Annotated in this window: 7 protein-coding genes; 3 read left to right on the forward strand and 4 right to left on the reverse strand. The window is 49.7% G+C overall.

The annotated features are described in order from the left end of the window. Positions 1-315 precede the first annotated feature (315 nt). The 3 genes from ttdA to metE all read left to right on the forward strand — a co-directional run bounded on the left by ttdA (position 316) and on the right by metE (position 4,337). Positions 316-1,215, forward strand: a complete 900-nt coding sequence (ttdA, locus tag Q366_RS13675; RefSeq protein WP_035239927.1) for a L(+)-tartrate dehydratase subunit alpha — start codon at positions 316-318, stop codon at positions 1,213-1,215. Beyond that, positions 1,212-1,829, forward strand: coding sequence for a L(+)-tartrate dehydratase subunit beta (ttdB, locus tag Q366_RS13680; RefSeq protein ID WP_035239929.1), 618 nt, complete (start codon positions 1,212-1,214; stop codon positions 1,827-1,829). The genes ttdA and ttdB overlap by 4 nt, the downstream gene beginning before the upstream one ends. A gap of 231 nt (positions 1,830-2,060) precedes the next feature. Continuing rightward, entirely contained in the window at positions 2,061-4,337 is a 2,277-nt protein-coding gene (metE, locus tag Q366_RS13685) for a 5-methyltetrahydropteroyltriglutamate--homocysteine S-methyltransferase (RefSeq protein ID WP_035239932.1), read from the forward strand. Between the two features lie 170 nt (positions 4,338-4,507). On the opposite strand, the gene Q366_RS13690 is transcribed toward metE, so the two are convergent. From Q366_RS13690 to Q366_RS13705, 4 genes are all read right to left on the reverse strand, one after another. After that, a complete protein-coding gene (locus Q366_RS13690; RefSeq protein WP_035239934.1) occupies positions 4,508-6,982 on the reverse strand; it encodes a glycogen/starch/alpha-glucan phosphorylase in 2,475 nt (824 codons plus the stop codon). A 291-nt stretch (positions 6,983-7,273) separates the two neighbouring features. Beyond that, positions 7,274-8,143 carry a thioredoxin domain-containing protein gene (locus Q366_RS13695; protein ID WP_051958063.1) on the reverse strand — a complete coding sequence of 290 codons (870 nt, stop codon included), beginning with the start codon at positions 8,141-8,143 and terminating at the stop codon, positions 7,274-7,276. 17 nt (positions 8,144-8,160) lie between these two features. Then, a complete protein-coding gene (locus Q366_RS13700; protein ID WP_035239936.1) occupies positions 8,161-10,308 on the reverse strand; it encodes an LOG family protein in 2,148 nt (715 codons plus the stop codon). 115 nt (positions 10,309-10,423) lie between these two features. After that, positions 10,424-11,167 carry a 4'-phosphopantetheinyl transferase family protein gene (locus tag Q366_RS13705; protein WP_035239938.1) on the reverse strand — a complete coding sequence of 248 codons (744 nt, stop codon included), beginning with the start codon at positions 11,165-11,167 and terminating at the stop codon, positions 10,424-10,426. Between the last annotated feature and the right edge of the window lie 278 nt (positions 11,168-11,445).

Here is an 11,445-nt window from a genome sequence, read left to right on the forward strand (position 1 = left end):
AATTTAGATCAGTTCCTCTGGGCTAATAATATCAAAAATGCCACGAAGGTTAGGACGGATAATATCCGCCAAATCTTCGTGGCTTTTTTTTTGATATAGCAGTGAGATCGCCGTTATGGATGGTTCACTGGGTCAGGAACGGGAACGCTGACCCAGAGGGCCTTTGTAACGGACATGTTAAAAAACCACGAAGGTTAGGGCGGATAATGAGCGCCAAATCTTTGTGGTTTTTTTTTGGAGGAGACGAATGTCTCGTATGGTTTCTATTATTTACTTGGTTCCTATCCCTAAAACCACATAAGGAGAATAAGATTAATGGACCTAAACACGCAACGCGAACACTTCATTGATGTGATGGCCAAGTTTACCGGCTATGCAGGCAAACATCTTCCCGATGATGTTATTGCCAAACTCGAAGAACTCAGGTCACAGGAAGATACGCCCATGGCAAAACTCGTTTATGATGCCATGTTTGATGACTTGAAAATGGCACACGAGCTTAACAGACCTGCTTGTCAGGATACGGGTGTTATTCAGTACTTTGTGCAGGTCGGTTCTAAATTCCCCATGATTGACGAGATTGAAAGCTGTCTGGTTGAAGCGGTAAAAAAAGCCACCATAGAATCTCCCTTGCGTCATAATTGCGTAGAGATCTTTGATGAAAAAAATACCGGCAATAATGTCGGCACAAGAATTCCCTGGATCGACTGGGAGGTTGTTCCCCACAATGACGAGGTAAAAATCTATATGTATATGGCAGGGGGCGGATGCAGCCTGCCCGGCACCGCAAAGGTCCTGATGCCGCTGGAAGGATATGATGGTGCGGTCAAATTTATATTTGATCAGATCACCTCCTATGGCATTAACGCCTGTCCGCCGCTTTTGGTTGGTATTGGTATTGCCGGGTCCGTAGAGGTGGCAGCCAAGCTTTCTAAAAAAGCCCTGCTTCGCCCCATCGGAACGCATAACAGCAACACCCGCGGCGCAGAACTGGAGGCGATGATTGAAAAAGGACTCAATGACATTGAAATCGGTCCGGGCGGCCTTACCGGTAAAAATTCCGTCATGGGTGTAAATATTGAGCAGGCAGGACGCCATCCTGCGACCATTGCCGTTGGCCTGTCAACCGGGTGCTGGGCCCACAGAAGAGCACTCATCAAATTTGATTCAAGCCTGGAATATGAAATCATCTCACATAAAGGAGCAGTACTATGAGCAAAAAAATCTTAACAACACCCATAAAAAATGAAGATCTTGAATCCCTTACGATTGGAGATGTCGTATTCCTGAACGGATATCTGGTCACCAGCCGGGATGATGTTCATCACCGCCATATCACACAGGGAAAAGAACTGCCCGTTGACCTTGCAGGCAAAGCCATTTTCCATGCCGGTCCTATTATGCAGGAAAAAAAAGATGAACCCGGCAAGTACGAGGTTATTTCCATCGGGCCGACAACCAGTATGCGCATGGAAAAACTTCAAAAAGAATTTATAGAAGCAACAGGCCTTAAACTGGTTGTGGGCAAGGGCGGTATGGGGCCGAAAACGGCTGAAGCCTGTCAAGCCAATAAAACGGTTCATACCGTATTTCCCGGCGGATGCGCAGTGCTTGCCGCAAGCCGGGTAGAAGAGGTGGAATCTGTTGAATGGCTGGACCTGGGCATGCCCGAAGCCATGTGGGTGATGCGTGTTAAAGAATTTGGCCCATTGATTGTTTCCATTGATACAAAAGGAAATAATCTTTTTGAAAAAAACAAGGCGATGTTTAATGAAAAGAAAGAGACCGTTGTGGCAGAAATAATTAAACATGTGGATTATCTTGATTAGACATCCAAGATAGGTGCCGGGTCTCAATGTCATAAACCTAGGCATTGAGTATTTTACCACGAAGGGCACGAAGATATCAGAGGACTAAACTTCGTGAACTTCGTGGTTTTAATCCGTGCAAAATCATAATATATTTTTATGAATAACTAAAAATATATCATTTTTCATCATGCTTTACTTTCCTTTATAGTCTGACCAACAATAACGCTTGGAAAAAGGAGAATGAACTGCATGAAAACCCACAACCTGGGGTTTCCCCGCATCGGCGACAACAGGGAACTCAAACACGCACTGGAATCCTACTGGCGGGGAGAAACATCCCAAAACCAACTGCTTGAAACCGGTGCCCGGCTTCGGAAAAACAATTGGGCCGGCCAAAAGGCGCTTGATTATGTGCCTGTGGGCGATTTTTCATTTTACGACCATGTTCTGGACACCAGCTGGATGCTTGGAAATATCCCTGCCCGGGCCCGGGAAACCTGTGGATCACCATTGGACCGGTACTTCCGCACAGCCCGGGGACAGTCCGCAGGCGATGGGGAAGCCAACCAGATTTGCGCCGGGGAAATGACCAAGTGGTTTGATACCAACTACCACTACATTGTCCCGGAATTTGATCCATCTTCCGGATTTTGCCTGGATGCCCAACCTCTGCTGGACCAGATACAAGAGGCTCAAAAATCGGGCGTAACGCCCAAGCCGGTTATTTTAGGGCCTGTGACCTATCTTTTTTTGGGCAAGGCAGAAAATATTGACAAGAAAACCCTGCTCAAAAAGCTGCTGCCGGAGTATGCCCGGCTGTTGAATCTGCTGGCCGACCGGGATGTCGAGTGGGTGCAGATGGATGAACCGTTGATGGTCACGGATTTGGATAATGACTGGAAACTGCTGGTGGAACAAGCCTACCAGACGTTGGGGAACGAAGCGGTCAAGATCATGCTGGCCACCTATTTTGGTTCCCTTGGCGATAACCTGGATCTGGCCCTGTCGCTGCCGGTTCAGGCCCTTCATGTGGATGCGGTGCGGGGAAAAGACCAGGTACCGGATCTGGTTTCCCGGCTGCCCGAACATATGGCCTTGTCATTGGGGGTGATTGACGGCAGAAATATCTGGAAAACGGATTTAAACGCCCTTTTGGATCAACTGGCACCCATCCATGACCAGCTTGGCGACCGGCTGTGGCTGGCCCCCTCCTGCGCCTTGCTCCATGTGCCTGTGGACTTGGAAAAAGAGACCGGACTGGATACCGAACTTTTAAGCTGGATGGCCTTTGCCCGGCAGAAACTGGTTGAATTAGATCTTCTGGCAACGGCGTTGAACCAGGGGCGAACACTAGTGGCAGCGGCCCTGGAAGAGAACGCAAAGGCATTGGAAAACCGGAAAAATTCAGCCCGGATTCACAACCCGGAGGTCCAGGCCCGCCTGGCCCGGGTGGATGACAGTTGGGGACAACGCAATCAGCCCTACCCGGAACGAGCCAAAATTCATAAAGAGAGACTCAATCTGCCCCTTTACCCCACCACCACCATTGGTTCCTTTCCCCAAACCAAAGAGATCCGCGCGCTGCGCCTTAAATTCAAAAAAGGGGAAATCAGCCAGGATGCCTACACCGCCGGCATCCGGGACCAGATACGAACCACCATTGAATTCCAGGAAGAGATTGGCCTGGATGTGCTGGTTCATGGCGAAGCCGAACGCAACGATATGGTGGAATACTTTGGCGAGCAGTTGGACGGCTTTGCCTTCAGCCGCTATGGCTGGGTGCAGTCATACGGGTCCCGTTGCGTCAAACCGCCCATTCTTTTTGGCGACGTGTCCCGGCCCCGGCCCATGACCGTGGCGTGGATTGGCTATGCCCAGTCCCTGTCTGAAAAACCGGTCAAAGGGATGCTCACAGGCCCTGTAACCATTTTGAACTGGTCCTTTGTCCGGGACGACCAAAGCCGGGCCGACACTTGCCGCCAGATCGCTCTTGCGATCCGCGACGAGGTACTGGATCTGGAAAAGGCCGGGGTTTCCATCATCCAACTGGATGAAGCAGCCTTAAGAGAAGGGCTGCCCCTGCGTAAACATCAGTGGAAGGCATATCTGAACTGGGCCGTGGGGGCATTCCGGATTGCCGCCAACGGAGTCAAAGACGCCACCCAGCTTCATACCCATATGTGCTATTCGGAATTCAACGATATCATTGATGCCATCACACGCATGGATGCCGACGTCATCACCATTGAGGCATCGCGTTCCAACATGGAGATATTAAACGCCTTTGACAAAACCGCCTATCCCAACGAGATCGGTCCGGGGGTGTATGATATCCACTCTCCCAACGTACCATCCGTAGAGTTCATTGTGGCCAACATGCAGGAGGCTGCCAAACGAATCCCAAAGGAACGGCTGTGGATCAACCCGGACTGCGGCTTAAAAACCCGGGCCTGGCCCGAGACAAAAGCATCCTTGAAAAATCTGGCGGCAGCGGCCAAAGAGCTGCGCGCCGCTGCAACAGCCTGACAAATATATTATCGCCCTTTGGGCGGGTTGTTAAGTTTTAGGTGTTAGGTGTTAGGAAATGGAAAATCCTATACTATTCGAATTATTATATTATTCAGTGCCTGAACGGAAAACCCGTGTTTGAACGGCCCGATAGAAGAGCGAAAGCTTCTCTATGAGCCGTTCAAACACTATTTGACTGTCTCAATGTGCCAGATATTCCGGGCATACTCCCTGACAGCTCTGTCGCTGGAGAATTTCCCCATATTTGCCGTATTTAAAACGGAACATCTGGTCCATTGTTCCTGATCCTGATACAGGAGACGGACCCTTTCCTGGGCCTGGATAAAAGCGCGGAAATCAGCAAGGACAAGATAGCGGTCTCCATGGGCCATCAGCGAATCCCAGATAGGCAGGAAAAGATTGGGTTCCCCCGGAATAAAATGATTAGTCCTTACCATGTCCAGTGTGGTTTTCAGATCTTCATCGTTGTTATAATAATCCCAGGGGTTGTATCCCTGGGCTCTTTTCTTTTCCACCTCTTTGGCGGTCAGGCCGAAAATAAAGATATTGTCTTCGCCCACCTCTTCCATGATCTCGATATTGGCCCCGTCAAGGGTGCCGATGGTCAGTGCTCCGTTTAAGGCAAATTTCATGTTCCCGGTACCTGATGCTTCAAGCCCGGCCGTTGAAATCTGCTCGGAAAGATCTGTTGCGGGTATGATCTTTTCAGCCTGGGAAACACAATAGTTCGGCAGAAAAACAACCTTAAGTTTATGGTTCACGTCCGGATCATTGTTCACCATGTCTGCAACGGAATTGATCAGTTTGATGATCAGTTTTGCCTGAACATAGGCAGGTGCCGCCTTGCCACCAAAAATAACCGTCCTTGGCACAACCTCTTTGGCCGGATCCTTTTTTATCCGGTTATACAGGGTAATGACATGGAAAATATTTAAAAGCTGACGTTTGTATTCGTGAATCCGCTTCACATGAACATCAAACAGGGTATCAGGGTTTATATCCATATTTACTTTACGTTTGATATATTTTACCAGCTGCGCCTTATTCCCCAATTTCACCTGTCTCCATTTTTCAAGAAATTCAGTGCTGTCTGCATGGGGAATAAGCTTTTTGAGCTGATCAAGATCGGTGATCCAGTCTGATCCGATGGTCTCGGTGATCAGCGCAGACAGGGCCGGGTTTGCCTGGAGCACCCACCGTCGAGGGGTGACCCCGTTGGTGACATTAATGATTTTTCCGGGAAAAATAATGTTAAAATCATTAAATAATTTATCTTTCAGAATTCTGGAATGAAGCGCGGCAACACCGTTGACCGTGTGGCTCCCCACAATGGCCAGATGGGCCATGCGCACCCTTTGTTCCTGGCCGTCCTCAATAATGCTGACCCGCTTTAACAGCTCCGGCTTGCCAGGGTATAGTTTTTCCACCATGCCTAAAAACTGTCTGTTTATCTCGTAGATGATCTCCATATGACGGGGCAAAAGGCGGGAAACAAGGCTGACCGGCCAGGTCTCCAGGGCTTCGGGAAGTACCGTGTGATTGGTATAGGCAAAGGTTTTTACTGAAATCTCCCAGGCATTATCCCATTCAAGACCTTCCTCATCCACCAGCAAGCGCATCAGTTCGGGGATGGCAATGGCGGGGTGGGTATCGTTGAGCTGGACAGCGGCCCGGTCAGGAAGTAACTTGAAATCGGAATTGTGCTTTTTAAACCTGCGCACAATGTCCTGGAAGGTGGCTGCCACAAAAAAATACTGCTGTTTGAGGCGAAGTTCCCGGCCCACCTCTTTCTCATCATTGGGATAAAGCACCTTGGAGATATTTTCCGTGAGCACCTTGCTCTCCATGGCACCAATATAGTCGCCCTGATTAAACTCCTTCAAGGAAAAATCCTGGCTGGACATGGCCGCCCACAACCGCATGTTGTTTACATTCTGGGTACCATACCCCGGAATAAGGATATCGCAGGCCATGGCATTAATATCCAAGGTATCCACCCACCGGTAACAACGCTTGCCCGCACTGTTTTTATAGGGTTCGGACCTGCCGTAAAACTGAATCCTTGATAAAAATCCCCGGCGCTTGAATTCCCAGGGATTTCCCCAGCGGACCCAGTTATCACATTGTTCAACCTGGTAGCCGTTCACAATGGTTTGATAAAATATGCCGTAATCATACATGATACCATAGCCATAGCCCGGGATATCCAGGGATGCCATGGAATCCATGTAACAGGAGGCAAGCCGCCCTAAACCGCCGTTGCCAAGGCCTGCATCCCACTCCTGTTCCTCAATTTCCTCCAGGGTGAATCCGGCTTCTTCCAGGGTTTTTTCGCACTCTTTGTTCAATTGCATATTGGTGACATAATTCATCAGAAACCGACCCGGTAAAAACTCAAGGGAAAGATAATAAATCCGTTTCGCACTTCTATCGTAGAAAGAGCGCTGGGCGTTGAGCCACTTTTTCACCAGCCGGCCCCGGACACTGTAAGCCAGTCCCTTGTAATACGTGTCTTTCCTGGGGGGATAAAAATCGTTCCCCATGGTTGTCATGATGTGCTGTTTAATCTCTTCGTGAAGATTTGTGGCGGGCTGTTCATTGGTTTCCGGAGCCTTGCCCGGATAATGTCTTTGTTTTTCCATGGTACAACTTCCCCCCTTATGATGGGTTATCCCCTGTCGTAAACAAAAAAACCGGTCAGGTTTTGCGATTGGCACGTCCCTTTTCCCGGGCAGCACTTTATAAGAATCTGAACTGTTTTGTTAATTTACATAAATTCCAGGCAGATATCAATGGAATTTCGCATTTCCGGCAGGGTAATGCTCTGTAACTTGCCTGCATTTTAATGCCAATTTAGGATGGCTTTTTATAAGAAACTAGAGACAAGATGCAGGAAACAAGAGGGCAAAGCGCCTGGGGCGGCCATTTCAGATTTATTCTTCCTGGGCCGTCTGGCAGTCGCCGCCTTTTTCGCCGGTGCCCGGGTCCAGCCCCAGGTGCTCACGTACGCCGCAGATATCATTGCCCTCCACCATCCAGGAGCCGTCCTGGGCAATCACCAGAGGCACAAAAGAGATATCAGCCTTTTTGAGCAGATCAAAGGTTTTGTTTATGCGCAGGTCCGCCTTGTCGCAGCCTTCTGCTGCGTCATCCCTTTTCAGGGTTTTATATGCACCATAGCTTAAGCGGTTACAGATAACATGGGCAGCCATGGTTTTGCTTTGTTCACCCAGAACCGGATATATGACCAGTTTCAGGGTAAGGCCTGTCTCCGCAGCAACGTCTTCCAGGCCGCCAAGAAGTGCCTCGCAGTGGCTGCAGGCCGGATCTGAGATCACATAAATGAACTTATCCGACGATCCCTGCGGCGAAAAACTTAAGGAGACCAGGTCTGCCAGGTCTGCAGCATGGGTTTTAAAAAAAGTTTTGCGCATCTCAACAGCCTTTGCCTCTTTTTCTCTGGCTTTTTTTCGTGCTGCATCAGCAACGTCAGACAGGCTGGACATGGTATTCCGGGTGATGGACACACCGTTTTTATACAGCTGGCCGGCCACAATGAAATCCTTGCCCGCGTATACCGGCGCAAGACCGCCTTCAATGGAAAGTACGGCTTCACAAATAACGCCCTGATCTTTTTTAAATACCAGCTCCGCATCTTTGGGCACAGGCACCTGGGTTTGTAACCACGCCAGGGTAACATGGTCGCATACCGATTCCGCACGGCCCGGAGAAACACCGGCTGAAAGCACAAAAAAACCCAGCATCAAAACAGCAAGGCACCTGAAACGCGTTTTGGAAGTCATGGTCTTATTAACACTCCTTAATTAGTATTAATGCTCCGTACCGGTGAAAGCCGCGGGCTGGGTGTGCAAAACAGCTCCACATCCCCAAGACACAAAAAGGAGCGCCGGATCCTTGCCGCTTTGATTCTTGCCGTTTCCACGCTTTGGGCCGGTATTTTGTTTTTCTCATACCAGAGCTCAGGATCTGATAGAAATTCAATCAGATGGGTTTCTGCCTGGGCTGCATTTTTACAGGATTTCACAAGATGGGGGATGAATGCAGGTCCGTATTTTTTATCTGCGATTTTCTGGGTCTGCTTTCTGGCATTTTCCCATAAATTATCCGGGTCCAGAAGGATAATGGGTGCCAGAATATTTTCATGGATTTTCATGGATGTGATGGTGATGCTCAACTCCTCGGCACTGCCGTATCCGCCGGTGTTGATCACGGGCAGGTTGCTCAGTTTCTGCAGATGATCCTGGCGGGCCAGGCGCAGGCCTTCATTATATTTAATCAACCCGTCACAGGTGGTTAAAGAGGCCTGGTTTTCCCCTTCCAGCTCAACGGCGATGCCCACGCTCATGATATTGTGCCGGCGGGCCAGATCATTGGCCTCCTTCATCAGGCCGGGGCCGCCGCCATGGACAATGCCCATTTCATCCCCTAAACGCAGGGCCAGACGATTGATCAGGTCAATGGTCAGGCGGTTGTCCACAGCATTTGTATGTGACCCGTAAAAGGCAAACCAGAACCTTACCCGGTCAAAGCGCTCCCAGTCGTCGGGCTCCATGAAACACCCGTGGTAAAATGAATACAGCTTGTCGATCACAGGATCGTATCGCATGAATTCGCACCTGGCTTGCCCGGCATGGGTCAAAGCGATCATGTGCCGTATATCGTCGTCGGCAAAACACGGATTTTCCATATTTATAAGAAACGTACACAATCCGGTTCTTCGCAGCGCATCCACCACTTCCCGTTCCGGAAATCGCCGGCCAATGAACACCCGGGAATTGACCCCGCCCAGAACGGACAGCTTGCCAAGGGTCTCCTTGAGCCTGTGGCCCAGGGTATCGGGGATGAAGGGCTCATGGCGGCGCTGGGTACTTTTTGCCAGACAGTTTTTAATGATCTCCAGCTGGGCCTCTCCTTTGGTATCCAGGGCCCGGGGCACCTGGATGAAATTACCTTTGTTCAGGATCAGGCCCATGGCATTGTCGTCCAGAATATCGAACAGATTGGACACCTCGGCATGGGTGAGCAGGTCGTATAAGCGGTACCCTTCCTTGACCCTGGCCTTTTCCAGGGGGACGGTCAAGGGGTTTTGACTTCTGAAAAACCGGATGCGGATACGGATATCACTTAAGCCAACCGGTGTTTCCCCCATATGATACAGTTCCACCTGCCGGTCCCTGAAGGTGCGGAAAGGATCCAGCACCCTGGCAGGAAGATGGATAATATTATCTTTTTCCGGGGTAACCACGGCATCAATAATCCCGTAAATGTCGCCCAGAGAGATCTTGATGGCCCCCACAAAAAGTGCCCCCGGATTGAGAAGGGCATGCTCCGGATCCATGGAAACCTTGGACCGGATGGCATTCAGGGCGCTTCGGCCCTTTTTTATCACCGCACCAATACTGGACCGGTTCATGGCTGCCGGTTCAAAACAATACTGGAAAGATGAAAGCGCCACCTCAATATAATCGCAGTTTTTCCCGGTTAACGCATCGGTTTCCTGGCAGATATCAAATCCTTCATAATACCCCTTGCCCACCCGGTTGCCCACAAAAAGCCGTTTATGAAGATAATGGCGGACATCCCGGATGCGCAGTTCCGGGTCCATGAGTACGAGCCGGCCGATCTCATCTCCGGTCTCAAATAAATCCAGGGCATTGGTCAAAAGGGGGTTCAGATTTCGGATCATGCCGGAAAGCAGAATCTTTGATCCGTCAATTTCCGGCACCGGCGGGGTTTCCCCGGGCATGTGGGTGTCCGTAAGCAGTCCGATCTGGGCATTGCCGCTCCTGCCGGAAAAAAACCAGGGTTTGCCTTCCTTTAAGGATGATACAATATAATCGGACACCTTGGGGAACAGAAACCGAACATCCATCTGCGCGTCTCCGGACGTACGTGGGGCAATGGTATCAATGTAACCGTCCGGACTGACTATCTGGGGTATGTTCATTAGAAGTCCTATTCTCAAGTGAGCCTGTGTAATGCGCCTGAACCATCAAGGGGCAAGCATAAATCCGGGGCACTTATACGTCAAGAAAAAATACATTTTGAAGAACCGGATTAAATCAGCGTATCCCCGGGTTGGGGTCTATACCCACAAACGGAACACACCAAAAGTGTTTAAAAACAATGGGGGAAGCGGAACGAACGGCGGCAGCAACAATTTTGCCGGGCTCGGGCCGCCATTGGGAAAACTGCCACAGGGGATCGGCCTGGCCGGTATCACTGAAAGAGATTTGAATAACAGGGCCGCCCACATTAAAGGAAAAGCTGTCCAGAGGAATGGATAATCCCTTGCCAACCGCTTTGATATAGGCCTCTTTCAGGGTCCAGATATCAAAAAACAGCTCTGTTTTTCCAGGGCCCGATGCCTTAGATACAAGTTCGGCTTCGGATGAAGAGAAAAATCGACTGGCAATGGAAAGATCCGTGTGTCGCCCCACATCCTCCACATCCACACCCACGGCAGCACTCCGGCACAAGGCGCAGGCTGCCACGCCATGGCTGTGGGAAAGGTTGAAATGAATATCCGGCAATTCAACAAGAAAGGGTTTGCCGTATTCATTGGTTGAAAAACAAAGGGACTGGGGATGTTTTCCGCTCAGCTCAAATATCAAATACCGCACCAGGGCCCTGGACACCAGGCTCAGGTGCCGGTCCGATTGCTTCAGGTACCGGTCCGCCTTCTGGATTTCAGCGGGGGAAAGACAGGCCCTGTATTGTTTTAAAAGACAGGGATCAGATATCCGGTCTGCCCGGGTGTAGAACACATGGATCTGACCGGAATCCGGAAAGGGGGGTTTTATCATGCTGTGACCTGCTGTTTTAATGTGTACACTTAATTTTTTGCATCACCAAGTTTAAAGAGGATAATACCATACCGGATTGATTCGGCAAAGCTGAGGTTATCAAGGAAAATCATATAAGGAGGGAATGATCTGCAGTACACCGTTACCATCGCCCGGGCTTTGTTGACAAAGCTGGAATTTTCACCTATACGGTAGGCTCTTTTTTGGGGTATCAATAATTGCAACATGATGAAAAAAGAGATAAAAACGTATCTATGCCACCGCATAAAAAACTGACA

The organism is Desulfobacter vibrioformis DSM 8776 (assembly GCF_000745975.1).
Taxonomy (GTDB): Bacteria; Desulfobacterota; Desulfobacteria; order Desulfobacterales; family Desulfobacteraceae; genus Desulfobacter; species Desulfobacter vibrioformis.

Bases quoted from the DNA above. Each gene is read 5' to 3' on its own strand.
- ttdA (WP_035239927.1), top strand. From the start codon at position 316: ATGGACCTAAACACGCAACGCGAACACTTCATTGATGTGATGGCCAAG.
- ttdB (WP_035239929.1), top strand. From the start codon at position 1,212: ATGAGCAAAAAAATCTTAACAACACCCATAAAAAATGAAGATCTTGAA.
- metE (WP_035239932.1), top strand. From the start codon at position 2,061: ATGAAAACCCACAACCTGGGGTTTCCCCGCATCGGCGACAACAGGGAA.
- Q366_RS13690 (WP_035239934.1), bottom strand. From the start codon at position 6,982: ATGGAAAAACAAAGACATTATCCGGGCAAGGCTCCGGAAACCAATGAA.
- Q366_RS13695 (WP_051958063.1), bottom strand. From the start codon at position 8,143: ATGACTTCCAAAACGCGTTTCAGGTGCCTTGCTGTTTTGATGCTGGGT.
- Q366_RS13700 (WP_035239936.1), bottom strand. From the start codon at position 10,308: ATGAACATACCCCAGATAGTCAGTCCGGACGGTTACATTGATACCATT.
- Q366_RS13705 (WP_035239938.1), bottom strand. From the start codon at position 11,167: ATGATAAAACCCCCCTTTCCGGATTCCGGTCAGATCCATGTGTTCTAC.